Raw genomic sequence first — 21,393 nt, 5'->3', positions numbered from 1 at the left:
ACAGCCAATAAATTTAATTAAATTCAACAAAAACTATATTTTATTAATGATATTTCATAAAATTAACATTCTTTAACTAAGATTAGTTTAGGTGTACATTTTTTCGATGAAATACGTTTTTTTTTAACACTAAGCACGTAGTATTGTAAAATACCGGCTACAGAAAACAACTAATCTCAACAAAAACAACATTTTACTTGTAAGAATCCGTTATCTTTTACCGTTGAATAAAATAGTCTTTGTACATCTTTAAAAGATGAATATTTATTTTAATAACTTATAATTATTATGGTTCTATAATTTATCTTTTTATACTCCTATATTTGCACTCGATTTTTAATAATACCTATGAGCTTTTTAAAAGAAATAAACAGACGACGAACCTTTGGAATCATTTCGCATCCAGATGCTGGTAAAACGACCTTAACAGAAAAACTTTTGTTATTTGGTGGAGCCATACAAGAGGCTGGTGCTGTAAAAAGTAATAAAATAAAGAAAGGAGCTACAAGTGACTTTATGGAAATTGAACGTCAGCGTGGAATCTCGGTAGCCACTTCTGTTTTAGCCTTTGAATATAATGGTATAAAAATTAATATTCTAGATACGCCTGGTCACAAAGATTTTGCTGAGGATACCTTTAGAACTTTAACCGCTGTAGATAGTGTTATCGTTGTAATCGATGTCGCCAAAGGTGTTGAAGAGCAGACCGAAAAATTGGTTGAAGTTTGTAGAATGCGTAACATCCCAATGATTGTTTTCATTAATAAAATGGATAGAGAAGGTAAAGATGCCTTTGATCTATTAGATGAAATTGAACAAAAACTTGGATTAAAAGTTGTGCCGCTAAGTTTTCCTATTGGAATGGGTTACGACTTTAAAGGAATCTACAACATCTGGGAAAAAAATATCAATCTATTTTCTGGAGATAATCGAAAAGATATTGAAGAAACTATTGAAATTTCAGATTTATCATCACCAGAATTGGATAAACTTGTAGGAGAAAAAGCTGCTAATACATTAAGAGAGGAAATAGAGTTAGTAGATGGAATTTATCCTCATTTCAATAAAGAAGACTATTTAAGTGGTAAGCAACAGCCTGTTTTCTTTGGTTCTGCCTTAAATAATTTTGGAGTTAGAGAATTATTAGATTGTTTTGTTGACATTGCACCAAAACCGAGATCAAAAAATAGTGAAGAACGCTTAGTTAAACCTGATGAAGATCGGTTTAGTGGATTTGTTTTTAAGATTCATGCCAACATGGATCCTAATCACAGAAACCGATTAGCATTTATTAAAATTGTTTCAGGTGAGTTTAAACGTAATACACCTTATCTGCATGTACGACTTAATAAGAAAATGAAGTTTTCTAGTCCGAATGCCTTTTTCGCGGAAAAGAAAGAGATTGTTGATATTTCTTATCCTGGTGACATTGTGGGCTTACAAGATACCGGAAGTTTTAAAATAGGAGATACATTAACTGAAGGAGAACTATTAAACTATAAAGGTGTGCCAAGCTTCTCTCCAGAACATTTTAGATACATCAATAACGCAGATCCGATGAAAGCCAAACAACTCTATAAAGGTATAGATCAGTTGATGGATGAAGGAGTTGCACAATTATTTACTTTAGATTTAAATGGTAGAAAAGTAATTGGTACTGTTGGAGCCTTACAATATGAAGTTATCCAATACCGACTAGAACATGAATATGGCGCAAAATGTACCTATGAAAACTTGAATGTACATAAAGCGTGTTGGGTTGAAACTAAGGATAAAAAAAGTGCTGAATTTAAAGAGTTCTTGCGTGTAAAACAGCGTTTCTTAGCTAGAGATAAGCAAAATCAATTGGTGTTCTTAGCAGACTCTATGTTTTCTTTACAAATGACGCAACAAAAATACCCAAGTATAACATTCCACATGACCTCTGAATTTGAATAAAACCAATGGTAAGGTCTTTTTAAAATGTTAAAATAACACGTATTTTATCGAAGATTTTTGCTTTTAGCTATTGTTTCAATTAGGTTTACTAACTATTTATCGCTTAAAATTGAGATTAACCCCAAACTAATCTACTTATTATGGATACTAACGAAAACGTTTTCAGTAACAATGAGATTACTGTAACCTATGCACCTCGCTGTTGTACAAATGCTGAATTATGTGCAAAACAATTATCTAATGTATTTAGAAGTTCTGTAATTCCTTGGATTGATCTCGAAGGGGCACAAACTGATGTCATTATTAATCAGATCAATAAATGCCCTTCTGGAGCTTTAAAATATCACTTAAATCAAAAGGAAGTAGCCTAAATTTTAAGAATTAATCAAACAACAATAAACCTTTGAATGCGTAATTCAAAGGTTTTTTTATGTCTATATATGACTTAAGACATATATCAGTTTCTATTAAATCTAATCTTTTACTCAAATATAAATGTATTAGAAGTCCTCTGATAAGCGGTTATGAGTTGCCTCATAAAGCAACTAACATAATGAAACATTAAGCTTGACCAGTTGGCCCAAAGTTTAGGGGAATTGGTGGTTGCTCGTAATCCTTAATTTCACCATGTGCTTTTTCAAAACGTGTTACATTTTCACCTAAGGCTTTTAATAAACGTTTCGCGTGCTGTGGCGTTAAGATAATCCGAGACTTTACTTTACTCTTTGGAGTACCAGGCATAATGCTTACAAAATCTACCACAAATTCTGATACTGAGTGATTAATTATTGCCAAGTTAGAATACGTCCCTTCCGCTATTTTCTCGTCTAGCTCTATATTAATCTGTCCTTTTTTGTTATTAGGATTGTTTTTTTCGTCTGCCATTATAAAATTATTTTTTGCTTCCAAGTAATTGAAAACCTTGTTTATATTTATTTAAATTAAAAAGCCTTCATGCAAATAAATGCTTGAAGGCTTTTTGTTATTTAGATTCCTATTTCAATCATTAATTAGTTATTCGAAATTAATGAATTCTTAATCTTAGATCTCATAGGAATGACAACTACTAGTTGAAGTTCATTTCTTCTTTAGCCTTCATCATTTCATTAAACTCTTCTCTAGAACCTACAATGATGTTTTCGTAATCTCTAACACCTGTACCTGCTGGAATTCTATGACCAACAATTACATTTTCTTTAAGTCCTTCAAGCGAATCAACTTTACCATTTACAGCGGCTTCGTTAAGAACCTTAGTAGTTTCTTGGAACGATGCTGCAGATATAAACGACTTAGTTTGTAGTGAAGCTCTTGTAATACCTTGTAAGATTGGAGTTGCAGTTGCAGGACTAACATCTCTCGCTGTTACAAGATTTTTATCTTCTCTACGTAAGCTAGAGTTTTCATCTCTTAAATCTCTTACGGTTACAATCTGACCTGATTTCAAGTTCTCTGAATCACCAGCATCCTCAACCACTTTCATTCCGAAAATTTTATCATTTTCTTCAATGAAATCTGATTTATGAACTAATTGGTTCTCTAAGAAAATAGTATCACCAGAATCAATGATTCTAACTTTACGCATCATTTGTCTTACTACAACTTCGAAGTGCTTATCATTAATCTTCACACCTTGTAAACGATATACTTCTTGTACTTCATTTACTAAGTATTGTTGAACCGCAGATGGGCCTTTAATGTTAAGAATATCATTTGGTGTAATTGAACCATCAGATAAAGGCATACCAGCTTTTACATAATCATTTTCTTGTACAAGAATTTGACTAGATAACTTCACTAAGTATTTCTTAACCTCACCTAATTTAGACTCGATTATGATTTCACGGTTACCACGTTTAATTTTACCGAATGAAACAACACCATCAATCGCACTTACTACAGCAGGATTAGAAGGGTTACGTGCTTCAAACAATTCTGTTACACGAGGAAGACCACCTGTAATATCACCAGCTTTAGATGATTTACGAGGAATCTTAACTAAAATTTTACCGATATCAATTTTCTCACCGTCATCGATCATAATGTGAGCGCCAACTGGTAAGTTGTAAGAACGAATAGTTTCACCTTTAGAATCTTCAATCAATAACGTTGGAATCAACTTCTTGTTTCTAGATTCAGAAATAACTTTCTCTTGGAAACCTGTTTGTTCATCAATTTCAACTTGATATGTAACCCCTTGTTCGATGTTTTCATACTTCACTTTACCAGCAAATTCTGAAATAATAACACCATTATATGGATCCCATTCACAAATTACATCACCTCTCTTAAGTTTGCTTCCACTGTTCACATAGATGAAAGAACCATAAGGTATATTATTTGTACTAAGGACGATTCCCGTCTTAGCATCTACTAATTTCAATTCTGAAGTTCTTGAGATAACAACATCAACCTCTTTACCTTCTTTATCTTTTGATTTAACTGTTTTTAAATCTTCAATCTCAGCAATACCATCAAACTTTACAGTTAATTTATTCTCTTCAGAAATGTTACCTGCAATACCACCTACGTGGAATGTACGTAATGTTAACTGTGTTCCTGGTTCCCCAATAGATTGAGCAGCTACAACACCAACAGCTTCACCTCTTTGTACTAGTTTACCAGTAGCAAGGTTACGTCCGTAACATTTAACACAGATTCCTTTCTTAGCTTCACAAGTTAATGCAGAACGCACTTCTATAGCATCAATTGGAGAATTTCCAATTTTCTTAGCAATAGCATCATTAATATGACCACCTGCTTCCACTAATAACTCTTCAGTTAATGGATTATATACATCGTTAAGAGAAGTTCTACCAACGATTCTATTTTCTAAGCTTTCAACGATTTCTTCGTTCTTCTTAAGTGCTGAAACTTCAATACCTCTTAATGTGCCACAATCTTCTTCGTAAACAATGACATCTTGAGAAACATCTACCAAACGACGTGTTAAGTAACCTGCATCGGCCGTTTTAAGAGCCGTATCGGCAAGACCTTTACGTGCACCGTGAGTAGAAATAAAGTATTCTAAAATTGAAAGTCCTTCCTTAAAGTTAGAAAGAATTGGATTTTCAATAATTTCTCCACCAGCTGCTGTAGATTTTTTAGGCTTAGCCATTAATCCACGCATACCTGTTAACTGTCGAATTTGTTCTTTAGAACCCCTTGCACCAGAATCAAGCATCATAAATACCGAGTTAAATCCTTGTTGATCTTCTCTAATACGTTTCATTGACAATTCAGTCAATTCAGCATTTGTAGACGTCCAAATATCAATAACTTGGTTATAACGTTCGTTGTTAGTAATAAGTCCCATGTTATAGTTACCCATAATACCATCAACCTGCTTGTTAGCAGCATCAATCATACCTTGCTTCTCCTTTGGAATAATAATATCACCTAAACTAAATGATAATCCACCTTGGAATGCAAACTTATAACCTTGAGTTTTAATTGCATCTAAGAAATCAGCCGTTTCAGGTACACTTGTCTTCTTAAGAATACCGTGAATAATTTCTCTTAATGATTTTTTTGTTAATACCTCATTTATATAACCAGCAGCTTCAGGTACATGTTCGTTAAAAAGTACACGACCTACAGTTGTTTCTATAATTTGAGTTGTTAACTCACCTTCTTCATTAAAGTCTTTTGTTCTTACTTTAATTCCAGCATTTAAATCAACTTTTCTCTCATTGTAAGCAATATTTACTTCATCTGGAGAATAGAATGTTAAACCTTCACCTTTTACAGTATAGGTTTCATCAGTTACACGCAACTTAGTCATATAATATAAACCAAGTACCATATCCTGAGAAGGTACAGTTACTGGAGAACCATTTGCAGGGTTCAATATATTATGTGAAGCCAACATTAAAAGTTGACATTCTAAAATAGCTTCTGGTCCTAATGGTAAATGCACAGCCATCTGATCACCATCGAAATCGGCGTTAAAAGCAGTACACACTAATGGGTGTAACTGAATCGCTTTACCTTCAATAAGTTTTGGTTGGAATGCTTGTATACCAAGTCTGTGTAACGTAGGAGCACGGTTTAAAAGTACTGGATGTCCTTTTAAAACATTCTCTAAAATATCCCAAACTACAGGTTCTTTTCTATCTATAATTTTCTTTGCAGATTTTACAGTTTTTACAATTCCTCTTTCAATTAGTTTTCTAATAACAAAAGGCTTGTAAAGCTCAGCAGCCATATCTTTTGGTAAACCACATTCGAATAATCTCAATTCTGGTCCAACAACAATTACAGAACGTGCAGAATAATCAACACGCTTACCTAGTAAGTTTTGACGGAAACGTCCTTGCTTACCTTTAAGTGAATCTGATAATGATTTTAATGGTCTGTTAGAATCTGTTTTTACTGCAGATGATTTACGTGTGTTATCAAACAATGAATCTACAGATTCTTGTAACATACGTTTTTCATTACGCAAAATGACTTCTGGTGCTTTTATCTCAACTAATCTCTTAAGACGGTTGTTACGGATAATTACACGACGGTATAAGTCATTTAAATCTGAAGTCGCAAAACGACCACCATCTAAAGGCACTAAAGGTCTTAATTCTGGTGGAATTACAGGTACAGCCTTCATGATCATCCATTCTGGTCTGTTTTCTCTGTTTAAGTTTGAATCTCTAAACGCTTCAACTACTTGTAAACGTTTTAAAGCTTCAGTTTTACGTTGCTTAGATGTTTCATTATTAGCTTTATGTCTTAAATCGTAAGATAACTGATCTAGATCAATACGTGCTAATAAATCGATAAGACACTCAGCACCCATCTTAGCGATGAATTTGTTAGGATCTGTATCGTCTAAGTATTGGTTTTCTTTTTCAAGAGATTCTAAAATATTTAGATATTCTTCTTCAGTTAAGAAATCCATTTTTTGAACTGGCTCACCTTCTGCATTCATGGCAACACCTGGTTGAATAACCACGTAACGCTCATAATAGATAATCATATCTAATTTCTTAGATGGTAATCCAAGAAGGTATCCTATTTTATTTGGTAACGACCGGAAATACCAGATATGTGCAACAGGTACCACTAAATTAATGTGTCCTACTCTATCTCTACGTACTTTCTTTTCTGTTACTTCTACACCACAACGGTCACAAACAATTCCTTTGTAACGAATTCTTTTATATTTACCACAAGCACATTCAAAATCCTTCACAGGACCAAAAATACGCTCACAGAACAAACCATCTCTTTCTGGTTTGTGTGTTCGATAATTAATAGTTTCTGGCTTTAATACCTCACCACGAGACGCTCCTAAAACAGACTCAGGTGACGCTAAACCAATAGAAATTTTGTTAAATTTCTGCACTGTATTTTTATCTTGTCTTCTTGCCATGTTATTTTTTGTTATGTATGGGCAACTCGAAAGTTGCCCTTACATTATTCTTCTAATCTAATATCTAATCCTAAACCTTTCAATTCGTGCATAAGTACGTTGAACGATTCTGGAAGTCCTGGTTCTGGCATTGGCTCTCCCTTAACGATTGCTTCGTAAGTTTTAGCTCTACCAATAACATCATCTGATTTTACAGTAAGGATCTCACGTAGTGTGCTTGATGCTCCATATGCCTCAAGTGCCCAAACTTCCATCTCACCAAAACGCTGACCACCAAATTGTGCTTTACCACCTAATGGTTGTTGTGTAATTAATGAGTACGGTCCGATAGAACGTGCGTGCATTTTATCATCAATCATGTGACCAAGCTTAATCATATAAATCACACCAACTGTTGCTGGTTGATCAAAACGATCACCTGTTCCACCATCATAAAGATAGGTATGACCAAATCTTGGAATACCAGCTTCATCTGTATAAGCATTAATTTGATCTAAAGTTGCACCATCAAAAATTGGAGTTGCATACTTCTTTCCTAAATCTTTACCTGCCCAACCTAAAACGGTTTCATAAATCTGACCAATGTTCATACGAGAAGGTACACCAAGTGGATTTAATACAATATCAACTGGAGTTCCATCTTCTAAGAAAGGCATATCTTCTTGACGAACGATACGAGCAACAATACCTTTGTTACCGTGACGACCTGCCATTTTATCACCAACTTTTAGTTTACGCTTTTTAGCAATATAAACTTTAGCTAACTTAATGATACCTGCAGGTAATTCATCACCAACAGAGATTGTAAATTTCTCACGTCTTAAAGATCCTTGAAGATCATTTTCCTTAATCTTGTAATTATGGATTAAATCTGCAACAAGTTCGTTTGTATGGTCATCAGTAGTCCATTTTCCAGATGTTAAGTGCGTATAGTCATCTACAGCATTTAACATTTTTAATGTATACTTCTTACCTTTAGGAATAATTTCTTCTCCTAAATCGTTATAGATACCTTGAGCTGTCTTACCATTAACGATGTTGAATAATTTATCAACAAGAACATTTTTAAGATCATCGAATCTGTTATCGTAAACATCTTCTAGCTTTTCGATATCTTCTTTATCTTGAGCTCTCTTACGTTTATCTTTAACGGCTCTGGCAAATAATTTTTTATCAATAACTACACCATGAAGCGATGGAGATGCTTTTAAAGATGCATCTTTAACATCACCTGCTTTATCACCGAAGATAGCTCTTAAAAGTTTTTCTTCTGGTGTAGGATCTGACTCCCCTTTAGGTGTAATTTTACCAATTAAGATATCACCTGGCTTGATTTCCGCACCAATGCGAATCATACCATTTTCATCTAAATCTTTAGTTGCTTCTTCAGAAACATTAGGAATATCATTAGTTAACTCTTCATTTCCTAATTTTGTATCTCTAACTTCTAAAGAATATTCATCAATATGAATAGATGTAAATACATCTTCTCTAACTACTTTTTCAGAAATTACAATTGCATCCTCAAAGTTATACCCTTTCCAAGGCATAAAGGCTACTTTCATATTTCTACCAAGTGCTAATTCTCCATTTTCAGTTGCATAACCTTCACAAAGTACTTGTCCTTTTTCAACTTTATCTCCTTTCTCAACGATTGGCTTTAAGTTGATTGATGTACCTTGATTGGTTTTTCTGAATTTTACTAATGGATACGTTTTAGTATCACTCTCAAAGCTAACCATTGCAGCTTCTTCAGTACGTTCGTATCTAATAGTAACTTTCTGAGCATCTACATACTCTACAGTACCAGCTCCTTCTGCATTAATTAATACTCTTGAATCTGATGCTACTTGACGCTCTAAACCAGTACCTACAATTGGTGCTTCAGGACGTAATAATGGTACAGCCTGACGCATCATGTTAGATCCCATCAATGCACGGTTGGCATCATCATGTTCCAAGAATGGAATTAAAGATGCTGAAATCGATGCAATTTGGTTAGGTGCAACATCAGTATAGTTAACGCTTGTTGGCTCAATAACAGGGAAATCACCTTCTTGACGAGAGATAATTTTATCTGCTAATATTTTACCATTATCATCAACCTTAATAGTTGCTTGTGCAATTAGCATATCTTCTTCCTCTTCAGCACTAAGATATACCGGCGTATTTTTAATATCAACAACACCGTCTTCAACTTTACGATATGGAGTTTCAATGAATCCCATAGCGTTCACTTTCGCGAAACAAGATAAAGAAGAAATTAAACCAATGTTTGGTCCTTCTGGTGTTTCAATAGGACATAAACGTCCGTAGTGTGTATAATGAACATCACGTACTTCGAAACCTGCTCTTTCTCTAGATAAACCACCTGGTCCTAATGCTGAAAGACGACGCTTATGCGTAATCTCTGCAAGAGGATTTGTTTGATCCATAAATTGAGATAACTGATTTGTACCAAAGAAAGAATTAATAACAGACGATAAAGTCTTAGCATTAATTAAATCTATTGGAGTAAACACTTCATTATCACGAACATTCATACGTTCACGAATAGTACGTGCCATACGTGCTAGACCAACACCAAACTGAGAAGATAACTGCTCACCTACTGTACGTACACGACGGTTAGATAAGTGGTCAATATCATCAATCTCTGCTTTAGAATTGATAAGCTCAATTAAGTATTTTATAATAGTTATAATATCTAATTTGGTCAAAACTTGCTTGTCCATTCCGATATCTAACTGTAACTTTTTATTCATTCTATAACGACCTACTTCACCTAAAGAGTAACGTTGGTCAGAGAAGAATAATTTGTCAATGATACCACGTGCTGTTTCCTCATCTGGCGGCTCAGCATTACGTAGTTGACGGTAAATATGTTCAACAGCTTCTTTTTCAGAGTTTGTTGGATCTTTCTGTAATGTATTATGAATAATTGCGTAATCTCCTTGTTGCGCACTTTCTTTATGTAAAAGAATCGTTTTTACGTCTGCTTCAAGAATTTCTTCAATATTGTCTTTGTCTATAATTGTATCACGATCTAGTACAATTTCGTTACGCTCAATAGATACAACTTCACCTGTATCTTCATCAACGAAATCCTCATGCCATGTATTCAATACACGAGCAGCTAATTTACGACCGATAACTTTCTTTAAACCAGATTTAGAAACTTTTACTTCTTCTGCAAGATCAAAAATTTCTAAAATATCTTTATCACGCTCAAATCCGATAGCACGGAAAAGCGTTGTAACTGGTAATTTTTTCTTTCTATCAATATAAGCATACATTACTTGATTGATATCTGTGGCAAATTCTATCCAAGATCCTTTAAAAGGAATAACTCTAGCAGAATATAATTTTGTTCCATTAGCATGGAAAGACTGGCTAAAGAATACACCAGGTGATCTATGCAATTGAGAAACTACAACACGCTCTGCACCGTTAATACAAAATGTACCACTCGGAGTCATGTAAGGAATAGTACCTAAATACACATCTTGAACTATTGTTTCGAAATCCTCATGTTCTGGATCTGTACAATATAATTTCAATCTTGCTTTTAAAGGCACACTGTATGTTAATCCTCTTTCAATACATTCTTCTATAGAATATCTAGGTGGATCGATAAAGTAATCTAAAAATTCTAGTACGAATTGATTACGCGTGTCTGTGATTGGGAAGTTCTCCATGAAGGTGTTGTATAAACCTTCTGTACCTCTTTCTTCTGACTTTGTTTCTAATTGGAAAAAATCCTGGAAGGATTTAATTTGGATATCCAAAAAGTCTGGGTAATCTGTCCTATTTACAATAGAAGAGAAATTAATTCTTTCAGCCTTTTTTGCTAACATTGATGAACGAGATTTTATTAAAATAAAAACTAAAAATGTATATAACGTTTATATACACAAAAGGGTTTAGGTCTTAGAGTACGACTCCAGACCTAAACCTTGTATTGTTGAATGAGTAAGCTTATTTAAGCTCAACTTCAGCTCCTGCCTCTTCTAATTGAGTTTTTAAAGCTTCTGCTTCGTCTTTTGTTACACCTTCCTTGATTGGACTTGGTGCATCATCAACTAATCCTTTAGCTTCTTTTAAACCTAAACCAGTTAATTCTTTAACTAATTTTACTACAGCTAACTTAGAAGCACCTGCTGCTTTTAAGATAACATCAAATTCAGTTTGCTCTTCAGCAGCTTCTGCACCTGCAGCTGGACCAGCCATAGCTACTGCAGCAGCAGCAGGCTCGATACCGTACTCATCTTTTAATATTGTTGCTAATTCATTAACTTCTTTTACTGTTAAGTTAACTAATTGTTCTGCGAAATCTTTTAAATCTGCCATTTTTCTATTGTTTAATAATGTGTGTTATAATATAATTTTCTATGTGTGTAATACTAAAATTATCCTTCTCTTTCGGATAATGTTTTAACGATACCTGCAATAGTTCCTCCACTTGATTTAAGTGCTGAGATAACGTTCTTAGCAGGAGACTGTAATAAGCCAACTATTTCGCCAATAAGTTCTTCTCTAGACTTAATATCAACTAAAGTATCTAATAAATCATCGCCAATGTAAACCGTCTCCTCTATAAAAGCTCCTTTTAATAAAGGCTTTTCAGATTTTTTACGGAATTCTTTAATTACTTTAGCTGGACCGTTACCTGTTTCAGAATACATTACTGATGTATTTCCTTTCAAAGTTGTAGGTAAGTCACCGAATTCTCTATCCGATGCTTCCATTGCTTTCTCTAAAAGTGTATTCTTTACAACTGCTAATTTGATGTTAGCTTTGAAACATGCTCTTCTTAAGTTTGAAGTTGCTACAGCATTTAATCCCGAAATATCTGTTAAATAGATATTTGAATTATCTGCTAATTGAGCAGTCAACTCTTCAATTACTTGGGATTTTTCTTCTCTTGTCATAATATTCTAAGTTTAACTACTATCCTATTTTTGTATCAACTGCAATACTTGGGCTCATTGTACTAGACATATAAATGCTCTTTACATAAACACCCTTTGAGGCAGTTGGTTTTAACTTCATAATTGTAGATAATAATTCTTGAGCATTCCCAATAATTTTATCAGTATCAAACGATGCTTTACCAATTGGTGCATGTACAATACCTGTTTTATCTACTTTAAAATCTATCTTACCAGCTTTTACTTCTGCAACTGCTTTAGCTACATCCATAGTTACTGTTCCTGTCTTAGGGTTAGGCATAAGACCTCTTGGTCCTAATACTCTACCTAATGGTCCTAACTTACCCATAATGCTTGGCATAGTAACGATAACGTCAACATCTGTCCAACCATCTTTAATTTTCTGTAAGTATTCATCTAACCCAACATAATCCGCGCCAGCTGCTTTAGCCTCTTCTTCTTTATCTGGAGTTACAAGTGCAAGAACCTTCATGTCTTTACCTGTACCGTGTGGTAATGAAACTACCCCACGTACCATTTGATTGGCTTTACGTGGATCTACACCTAATCTGATTGCTAAATCGATAGAAGCATCAAACTTTGTGTATGTAATTTCTTTCAGTAAAGCTGAAGCTTCTTCTAAAGAGTAAATCTTGTTATTATCAACCTTTCCTCTTGCTTCTTTTTGCTTCTTTGTTAATCTTGCCATTTCTAAAAATTTAGTTTGGAGCTTCTCCTCCTTTAACAGTGATACCCATCGATCTTGCTGTACCGGCAACCATTTTCATAGCTGATCCGATTTCAAAGGCATTTAAATCTACCATTTTGTCTTCAGCAATCGCTTTTACTTGATCCCAAGTTACTTTTGCTACTTTACGTCGGTTTGGTTCTCCTGATCCTTTCTTTACTTTGGCCGCTTCTAATAATTGTACTGCTGCTGGTGGAGTCTTGATTACGAAGTCAAATGATTTGTCTTTGTAAACAGAGATTGCCACAGGTAAAACTTTACCTTGTTTATCTTGTGTTCTAGCATTAAACTGCTTACAGAACTCCATGATATTAACTCCAGCGGCACCTAAAGCGGGTCCTACCGGTGGCGATGGATTCGCAGCACCTCCCCGAACTTGTAGCTTAACTACTTTGTCTATTTCTTTTGCCATTTTTTAATTTTTATACGCCTATCTATATTGGAAGCATAGATAACACGCTCTTTATGTAACAATTATTAAACTTTTTCTACTTGCATATAACTTAACTCTAATGGTGTTTTTCTTCCAAAAATCTTAACCATTACCTCAAGCTTACGCTTTTCTTCATTAATCTTCTCGATTGTACCATCAAAACCATTAAATGGACCATCGATAACTTTTACAGTTTCACCTTTTGTAAATGGAATTGCGACATTAGCATCTGCTTCTACAGACAACTCATCTACTTTACCTAACATTCTATTTACTTCAGATTGTCTTAATGGCACAGGATCACCACCTTTTGTTTCTCCTAGAAAACCGATAACGTTGGTAATCGATTTAATAATATGAGGAATCTCACCACTTAAATTGGCTTGAACCATAATGTAACCTGGAAAATAAACCTTCTCTTTGTTAATTTTTTTTCCGTTACGTATTTGAATTACTTTTTCGGTTGGGACTAAAACTTGATCTACAAAATCTTCTAAACCTAATCTTGAAATTTCATTTTCAATATAAGTTTTGATTTTGTTTTCTTGACCGCTTACCGCTCTAACAACATACCATTTTTTATCAGACATACTCTCTTCTTGTATAATTGTTAGTGAATCATTTCAAAATAAGCTTTTACTGCTCTACTAAAAACAGTATCAACTCCCCAAATGGCTAATGAAAAAATAATTGAAAACACAGCAACAATCACTGTTAATTTTTGAGCTTCAGGCCAAGGTGTCCAAGACACATTGTTCTTTAACTCTCCAAACGATTCTTTTACGTACGTTATTAATCCTGCCATTTGATTATTACTTTTATTAAGGATTAAAAAAATAATCCATTTATACTTTTTGCACGGGTTGAGAGACTCGAACTCACGACACCTGGTTTTGGAGACCAGTGCTCTACCAACTGAGCTAAACCCGTAAACAATAATCAAGGCGTCCCGAAATATCGAGACACCTTAATTAATTATTTTAACTGTAATGTTTACTCTAAAATTTCAGTAACCTGACCAGCACCAACTGTTCTACCACCTTCACGGATAGCGAAACGTAAACCTACGTTCATTGCAATTGGTTGAATTAACTCAACAGTAATAGTTAAGTTATCACCTGGCATTACCATTTCAACTCCATCAGGAAGCGCAATGTTTCCAGTTACATCCGTTGTACGAACGTAAAACTGTGGACGGTAGTTATTATGGAATGGTGTATGACGACCACCTTCTTCTTTTTTAAGAACGTAAACCTCAGCTTTAAATTTAGCGTGTGGTGTTACAGAACCTGGCTTACAAATAACCATACCTCTAGAGATTTGAGACTTCTCAATACCTCTTAATAAGATACCAGCATTATCACCAGCTTCACCTCTATCTAATATTTGACGGAACATTTCAATACCTGTAATTGTAGATGTTAATTTCTCAGCACCCATACCGATAATCTCAACTGGATCACCTGTATTACCAACACCAGTTTCGATACGACCTGTAGCAACAGTTCCACGACCTGTAATTGAGAATACATCTTCAATAGGCATTAAGAAAGGCTTATCCATGTCACGAGTAGGCTCTTCAATCCAAGCATCAACTTGATTCATCAACTCTAATACACTATCTACCCATTTTTGCTCACCGTTAAGTGCACCTAAAGCAGAACCAGCAACTACAGGTCCATTATCACCATCATACTGATAGAATGATAATAAATCTCTAATTTCCATTTCTACTAATTCTAATAATTCTTCATCATCAACCATATCCACTTTATTCATGAATACAACCATACGAGGAATACCTACCTGACGACCAAGTAAGATATGCTCACGTGTTTGTGGCATAGGTCCATCTGTTGCAGCAACAACTAAAATAGCACCATCCATTTGAGCAGCACCAGTAACCATGTTCTTTACGTAATCCGCGTGACCTGGACAGTCAACGTGAGCGTAATGACGATTTGCTGTTGCATATTCTACGTGTGAAGTATTAATTGTAATACCTCTTTCTTTTTCTTCTGGTGCATTATCAATTTGATCAAATGATCTTGCTTCAGAATAACCTGCATCAGCTAATACTTTAGTAATAGCAGCAGTTAAAGTTGTTTTACCGTGATCTACGTGTCCAATAGTACCTATGTTTAAGTGCGGTTTTGAACGATCGAAAGTTGCCTTTGCCATGTTTAATTTATTTTAATCTTATTATATTATTAGTGTTCAATTGTTATTCTAAATGTGTCTTAGAAAAAAGAGCCAATGACGAGAATTGAACTCGTGACCTCTTCCTTACCAAGGAAACGCTCTACCCCTGAGCTACACCGGCATTTCATTTACGATTACCGATTGGTTAGATTTACGAAGTGAAAATCACGCGTCTTAATTCGCAAATTTTGAGCGAGAGACCGGGTTCGAACCGGCGACATTCAGCTTGGAAGGCTGACGCTCTACCAACTGAGCTACTCTCGCATTTCTTAATTAATCTTACTTAATTAATGGTTTCAATATTTCAAAATCAATCACTTCGCTAGGCGCTTTGATTAATTAATCTAAATAATTTTCGACATTTAGTTTTGCAAAGGTATAACTTTTATTAACTAATTGCGAAAAATATTTGTGGGGAGAGCAGGATTCGAACCTGCGAAGACGTAGTCAGCAGATTTACAGTCTGCCCTCGTTGGCCGCTTGAGTATCTCCCCAAAACTTAATTTCAATATTTCAAAAACGTTAAGTGTTTGTTTTATTAAAAACGAAACTCTTAAAGAGCCGATGGAGGGACTCGAACCCACGACCTGCTGATTACAAATCAGCTGCTCTAGCCAGCTGAGCTACATCGGCTTTTTGTTACTTATTTACCATCTAAATTAGAGTGTAAAAAAGTCCGCTATTTCTAACGGACTGCAAATGTAAGACTTTATTTTACTATTCAAAACATTTTTTAAAAAAAATTCAACTATGTGCTCTTAATTTTTCTTTTCGCTTTTTGATTTGCCTTCCTAATGAGGCAATTGCGGCATCTGCACCTTCCTCAAAAGATTTACATTGTTTCTTTACTACGAAGCTATCACCAGGTACACTAAGCTTAACCTCAAAGATCTTATTCTCTTTATCGCTTGTATTTTCAACTTTAAGATATACATCGGATTGAATTATTTTATCATAGAACATATCTAGCTTATCCATTCGTTTTTGAATGAACTCTATTAACTTGCTATCTGCTGTAAAATTTACGGATTGAGTGTTTACTTTCATTTAGTTTATTTTAAATTAAACATAAGCGTTAGATGATTTGATCTAACACGGATTTGTAAAAGTTAGTTGAACCTAACTTTGATTTCGTGGATGTGCCTTGGTGTGTACTTTTTTTAATTCGGCAATACTATTGTGTGTATACACTTGAGTTGCTGCCAAACTTGTATGTCCAAGAAGTTCCTTTATTGCATTTAAATCTGCACCTTGGTTTAGTAAGTGCGTTGCAAACGAATGTCTTAATACGTGAGGGCTGCATTTTGCTTTCGTAGATGCCATACTAAAATACTTATTTATTATTCTGTAAACAAGCTTTTCGTAAATTTTAAGACCTTTTTTTGTTAAAAACAAAACCTCCCCATCTTCTATACTAATCAATTCGCTTCTATATTTTAAATAGCACTTTAATGATTTAGTTATGGAATCAATTAAAGGAATGTAACGTTCTTTATTGCGTTTACCAATTACCTTAATTTGATGATTGCCACTATCGATATCTGATAACTTTAAATTTACGAGTTCGATACGTCTGATTCCTGTTGCATAAAATAACTCTATGATTAATTGATTTCTTGCACTTTCAAAATCATCGATATTAATAGCATCTTCTAACACCAATTTTAATTCTTGTTCAGAAAACGGCAATTGAACCTTCTTCCCTACTTTTAAAGCTTTATGCTTTTTTAAAGGGTTGACATCAATATCTTCTGTCTTTAGTAAGAATTTATAATACGTATTTAGTGATGATACTTTTCTGTTAATCGTTCGGTTAGTAATTTTACGATCTACCAAAGCAACAATCCATTGTCGTAATTCAGAATAACCTACTTGAGCTACATTTTGTGAATCGTGATACTTGTTTAAAAAATCTTGAAAATTTTCAACATCTCGTGTATAAGCCAATACTGTGTGCTTAGAATATGCCTTTTCTAATAATAAATAATCTGAAAACGATTTTAGACTCATTAAATTTGTTTGATGAATTTTAAATATAACTATTAACTTCAACTAATATTGAGTACGAACAAAAAAAATCCTACACATAGGTAGGATTTAAATTTTTATTCAGCCAAATCTATTTTACAGACCAAACCGAGTAACTCTTTGGGGGTGCTTGAATTTTAACCCACTTACCTGATTGTGTTGTTGGTTCCCAACCCGAATGCCCTGTATAATCTTTAATCACAGTGCTAGACCAATTAGTTTCCACCCATCGTTCTTGCCATGAGTTCGAATTATTAATATAAACTACCAGACCAGAATTACTATATCCATTTCGTCTTGCTATATATTCGTCCGTATCTACATGTAGAATATCTGTAGAACCACCAGCCAAATTGTTATGGATCCATATTAAATTATTTAAACGCTCTTTATTCAACCATTCTTCATAATCATTATAGAAAATAGTAGGATAACCTTCATGTGTTAATATGTATGCATAGGCCAAAATTTTATTATCGATTATTTCATCTGTATCATGATTCGCTACAAAAGTAACTGCTTTTGATGCATTTTGTTTCCATAACATATTATCATTAAGAGCCGTTAAATCATTTCCCATAAATGCATCTTTCATTTTATAATAACAGGCAAAATCAAATGCACTAGCTTCGGCACTACTTGTCCATGTATCTAAAGTTGACACATTACTATCCCAATACTCACCTACTGTAAAACCACCAACTTCATTTTTCCAATCCTTAACAACCCATGGCTCAAATCCTTTTACATAATCAAATCTCCAACCATCAAAACCTATAACATCTCTATAGTACTTTGCTACACTATTTGAGTTTTTCCACAACCAATCTTGTACATACGTTTGGTGATGACATAAATCTGGATAACCACCAAATGCACCACTATCATTAGAGTGAACATTATTAGCATGAAAATCGGTAGCCGAACGAAGAAAACTCCCAGACATAGGATTAAAGTCCGTCCATGTATTTCCACCTGTATATGGATTAGCTTCACTAGCTCCACCACTGTTATGGTTAATAACAATATCTGCAATGACACTAAGTCCGTTATTATGTGCCGTAGTAATCATATTAATTAACTCAGCTCTAGAACCAAAACGTGTTTCTGTACTACCCATCTGGTTATATTCTCCAAAATCAAAATAGTCAAAAGGATCATACCCCATTGAAAAGGGGCCATTATGTGCTTTTGAAGCTGGCGGAAGCCAAATAGCATCGATACCAGCATTACTCCAATCGGCAACTTTAGAATTAATTGTATTCCACCACGTACCACCTGCAGGAACGTCCCAATAAAAAGCTTGCATCATTACGCCCGAACCTATTGGTTTTAGTCCTGCTCGTTTAGAATATTCAATGTCTGTTTTTGTAGGCTTAATTACTTGTTGCTCTTCAACAATTTCATCTTGACTGCAATTAAAAAGGCATAAGGCTAAAAATGCCATACCTAAAAGTTTAAAATTTCTCATAATATCTAGAGTTGTTTACAATTCTAAAACTACAGGATTATAGACAGCAGGCAAAACTCTGAAAATTACGAAAACGTTATCGTGTTGATAAATCATTAGATATTCATACAAAAACACGACAAATCATAAAAAAACACGTGAATTTATTCACGAGTTTGCAATTACATAGGATTAAACCTACAAATAAATATTATGATTTTACTATTAAGTCGCTGGCTTATAATCTTTATTATCGATTACCATCTTAGCAATGATTTCTTTTAGTATCTCCGATGTTCCCCCTCCAATTGGTCCTAATCGACTATCTCTAGACATACGGGCTAAAGGATAATCTTCCATATAACCGTAACCTCCTAAAAATTGAAGACATTGGTAAATAACATCATCTGCCATTTTTGTGGATTGTAACTTAGACATTGTCGCTTCTTTTACAACATAGTCTCCCATGTCTAAACGTTTAGCAACGTAATAATTGAATTGCTTACAAATTTCCATTTGTGTTTCACAATCGGCATAAGTATGTCTTAGAGCTTGAAATTTATCAATGGTTCTTCCAAAAGCCGTTCTTTCGGACATGTATTGTTTTGCGTATTCTAAAGCATATTGTGCTCTAGCATGAGAATTTACACCCATAATTAAACGCTCTAATGAAAAGTGTTGCATTATATACGGAAATCCTTGTCCTTCTTCACCCATTATACTAGACGCAGGAATCACCACATTATCAAAGGCTATTTCACCTGTATCGGAAGCTCTCCACCCCAACTTATCTAATTTCGTCGCAGAAATACCTGGTGTATCTCTATCCATTACAAAAATACTAATCCCTTTATTTCCTAAGTCAGGACTCGTTTTAGCGGCAACAACTAAATAATCGCTATAAACACCATTTGTGATAAAGGTTTTAGAACCGTTTATTACATAAGTATCTCCTTTTTTAACAGCCGTTGTACGCATACCTGCAACATCACTACCACCAAAAGGTTCTGTAATACATAGGCAACCAATAGCATCACCTAATGCACTTGGCGTAAGATATTTTTCTTTTTGCTCGTGGTTTCCTTCTTTATTTAAATGTGTCATCGCTAAATAAGCATGCGCCCACATTGCTGCTGCAAATCCACCAGAGTTGATGCGTTGCATTTCTTCAAGAAAAATTACGGTGTAAAATAAATCTAAATCTAATCCACCATAAGCTTCTGGTGTTGCAAGACCAAAATATCCCATATCACCAAACTTCTTCCAGATGAAACGTTCTATGTGACCTGTTTCTTCCCATTTGTCAATATGTGGAACTACTTCTTTTTGTAAGAAACTCCTGAGACTTTCTCGGAATAAATTGTGCTCTTCAGTGAAATATAAATTAGACATAAATTATTGTTTGTTATAAGTACAAATATAACTTAATTATCTCGATTTTTTGGATAGGAAAATCCTCTACTTTTGTTAAATCCTCTAAAGAATTAAAGCCATCTCTTAGCGTCCGTTCTTCAATAATATTATTTGCAACTTCATAATCTACATACTGAATGGTCACTAATTCATCTCTAGTTGCCGTATTTATATTAAAGGTTTTAATGGCTCTTGGTGTTTTAACTGTGAAGTCATTTCGAATGCGCTCTACAACTTCTGGAGACAAGCCATAAACTTCACTCAACTGTACATCTGCAATAAAACCACCGTTAAATTTATTGCGATAGGTAATTATCCGTTCAGAGAGTTTCTCTCCGACTCCATACACTTTCTTTAATTGAGCTGCCGTGGCAGTATTTAAATCTATTTTTTGATCAAATGCTTTTGGTTTTGTATTACTTGAATAGGAATTTGAAAATGCTTGAGATTTTGGTTTAGGATTCGTAACCCATTCTGGAAACTTAAAATACGGGGAAATAGTTCCTAAAAAAGAATCTGAAACTTTAGTGACGTGTTGAAACTGTTTAGCAGAATTTACCCATTGATTTCTGTCTCTAAACTTATGAAGTCTATCAATTTCTTCATTGGTCATTCCTAGAGAATAACCTTTATAATCTGTAATGTAATTGGGATTGAAAGGGTATATTTTTGGTTTACTATTCTCTAATTCAACCAAACGAAGTGAATCTAATTCGTTTTTAAAAGCGTCTATTTGATTTTGATTTTCTGTTAGGTCTTTATTAAACCTTGAAAAAATATTGGGAGCAAACCAATATGCACATTGACCAATAAGTACAATTGCTAACAATAAAAAAATCCCATTCCGCTGTTTATTAGAAAACTGGAAATGGGATTTCATAT

17 protein-coding genes and 5 tRNA genes are annotated in these 21,393 nt (G+C 34.2%); 2 read left to right on the top strand and 20 right to left on the bottom strand.

Features of this window, described 5'->3' with window-relative positions; genetic code table 11:
- Positions 1–348: 348 nt before the first annotated feature.
- Both DFQ09_RS09950 and DFQ09_RS09945 read left to right on the top strand, forming a co-directional pair.
- Complete coding sequence (locus DFQ09_RS09950; protein WP_115809897.1) at positions 349–1,938, top strand: peptide chain release factor 3; 1,590 nt, start codon at positions 349–351, stop codon at positions 1,936–1,938.
- A 140-nt stretch (positions 1,939–2,078) separates the two neighbouring features.
- Positions 2,079–2,309 (top strand): (4Fe-4S)-binding protein, encoded by a 231-nt coding sequence (locus DFQ09_RS09945; RefSeq protein WP_115809895.1) that lies wholly within the window; start codon positions 2,079–2,081, stop codon positions 2,307–2,309.
- A gap of 190 nt (positions 2,310–2,499) precedes the next feature.
- Here DFQ09_RS09945 and DFQ09_RS09940 read toward each other — a convergent pair whose 3' ends face one another.
- From DFQ09_RS09940 to DFQ09_RS09845, 20 genes are all read right to left on the bottom strand, one after another.
- Entirely contained in the window at positions 2,500–2,823 is a 324-nt protein-coding gene (locus tag DFQ09_RS09940; RefSeq protein ID WP_020896672.1) for a DUF3467 domain-containing protein, read from the bottom strand.
- A gap of 181 nt (positions 2,824–3,004) precedes the next feature.
- Positions 3,005–7,306 (bottom strand): DNA-directed RNA polymerase subunit beta', encoded by a 4,302-nt coding sequence (rpoC, locus tag DFQ09_RS09935; RefSeq protein WP_115809893.1) that lies wholly within the window; start codon positions 7,304–7,306, stop codon positions 3,005–3,007.
- Positions 7,307–7,350: 44 nt separating this feature from the next.
- The gene (rpoB, locus tag DFQ09_RS09930; RefSeq protein WP_115809891.1) at positions 7,351–11,163 is read right to left on the bottom strand and encodes a DNA-directed RNA polymerase subunit beta; all 3,813 of its coding nucleotides are present in this window, start codon (positions 11,161–11,163) and stop codon (positions 7,351–7,353) included.
- Between the two features lie 121 nt (positions 11,164–11,284).
- Positions 11,285–11,656 (bottom strand): 50S ribosomal protein L7/L12, encoded by a 372-nt coding sequence (gene rplL / locus DFQ09_RS09925; RefSeq protein ID WP_115809889.1) that lies wholly within the window; start codon positions 11,654–11,656, stop codon positions 11,285–11,287.
- A 59-nt stretch (positions 11,657–11,715) separates the two neighbouring features.
- Positions 11,716–12,237 carry a 50S ribosomal protein L10 gene (rplJ, locus tag DFQ09_RS09920; protein ID WP_020896668.1) on the bottom strand — a complete coding sequence of 174 codons (522 nt, stop codon included), beginning with the start codon at positions 12,235–12,237 and terminating at the stop codon, positions 11,716–11,718.
- Positions 12,238–12,256: 19 nt separating this feature from the next.
- Entirely contained in the window at positions 12,257–12,946 is a 690-nt protein-coding gene (gene rplA, locus DFQ09_RS09915) for a 50S ribosomal protein L1 (protein WP_115809887.1), read from the bottom strand.
- Between the two features lie 10 nt (positions 12,947–12,956).
- On the bottom strand, positions 12,957–13,397 hold the full coding sequence (gene rplK, locus DFQ09_RS09910; protein ID WP_020896666.1) for a 50S ribosomal protein L11: 441 nt from the start codon (positions 13,395–13,397) through the stop codon (positions 12,957–12,959).
- A gap of 65 nt (positions 13,398–13,462) precedes the next feature.
- On the bottom strand, positions 13,463–14,008 hold the full coding sequence (gene nusG / locus DFQ09_RS09905; RefSeq protein WP_092469059.1) for a transcription termination/antitermination protein NusG: 546 nt from the start codon (positions 14,006–14,008) through the stop codon (positions 13,463–13,465).
- A 20-nt stretch (positions 14,009–14,028) separates the two neighbouring features.
- Positions 14,029–14,223 (bottom strand): preprotein translocase subunit SecE, encoded by a 195-nt coding sequence (gene secE / locus DFQ09_RS09900; protein ID WP_020896663.1) that lies wholly within the window; start codon positions 14,221–14,223, stop codon positions 14,029–14,031.
- A gap of 52 nt (positions 14,224–14,275) precedes the next feature.
- A tRNA-Trp gene (locus DFQ09_RS09895) sits at positions 14,276–14,348 on the bottom strand.
- A gap of 63 nt (positions 14,349–14,411) precedes the next feature.
- A complete protein-coding gene (gene tuf / locus DFQ09_RS09890) occupies positions 14,412–15,599 on the bottom strand; it encodes an elongation factor Tu (protein WP_115809885.1) in 1,188 nt (395 codons plus the stop codon).
- Positions 15,600–15,669: 70 nt separating this feature from the next.
- Positions 15,670–15,741 (bottom strand) — tRNA-Thr (locus DFQ09_RS09885).
- A 70-nt stretch (positions 15,742–15,811) separates the two neighbouring features.
- Positions 15,812–15,884, bottom strand: a tRNA-Gly gene (locus tag DFQ09_RS09880).
- 148 nt (positions 15,885–16,032) lie between these two features.
- Positions 16,033–16,114 (bottom strand) — tRNA-Tyr (locus DFQ09_RS09875).
- A 65-nt stretch (positions 16,115–16,179) separates the two neighbouring features.
- Positions 16,180–16,253 (bottom strand) — tRNA-Thr (locus DFQ09_RS09870).
- 111 nt (positions 16,254–16,364) lie between these two features.
- The gene (gene hpf, locus DFQ09_RS09865) at positions 16,365–16,667 is read right to left on the bottom strand and encodes a ribosome hibernation-promoting factor, HPF/YfiA family (RefSeq protein ID WP_092469053.1); all 303 of its coding nucleotides are present in this window, start codon (positions 16,665–16,667) and stop codon (positions 16,365–16,367) included.
- 72 nt (positions 16,668–16,739) lie between these two features.
- Complete coding sequence (locus DFQ09_RS09860; RefSeq protein ID WP_115809883.1) at positions 16,740–17,630, bottom strand: tyrosine-type recombinase/integrase; 891 nt, start codon at positions 17,628–17,630, stop codon at positions 16,740–16,742.
- Between the two features lie 109 nt (positions 17,631–17,739).
- Positions 17,740–19,119, bottom strand: a complete 1,380-nt coding sequence (locus DFQ09_RS09855; RefSeq protein WP_115809881.1) for an alpha-amylase — start codon at positions 19,117–19,119, stop codon at positions 17,740–17,742.
- A 204-nt stretch (positions 19,120–19,323) separates the two neighbouring features.
- Positions 19,324–20,490: an acyl-CoA dehydrogenase family protein gene (locus tag DFQ09_RS09850; protein WP_115809879.1), complete on the bottom strand. Its 1,167-nt coding sequence runs from the start codon at positions 20,488–20,490 to the stop codon at positions 19,324–19,326.
- Between the two features lie 13 nt (positions 20,491–20,503).
- Positions 20,504–21,391, bottom strand: a complete 888-nt coding sequence (locus tag DFQ09_RS09845; protein WP_115809877.1) for a ComEA family DNA-binding protein — start codon at positions 21,389–21,391, stop codon at positions 20,504–20,506.
- Between the last annotated feature and the right edge of the window lie 2 nt (positions 21,392–21,393).

It is taken from the genome of Winogradskyella pacifica (assembly GCF_003386275.1).
In the GTDB taxonomy this organism is placed as follows: Bacteria; Bacteroidota; Bacteroidia; order Flavobacteriales; family Flavobacteriaceae; genus Winogradskyella; species Winogradskyella pacifica.
Note: the sequence above shows the minus strand (reverse complement) of the source record. Positions and strands in the feature narration are given on the sequence as shown.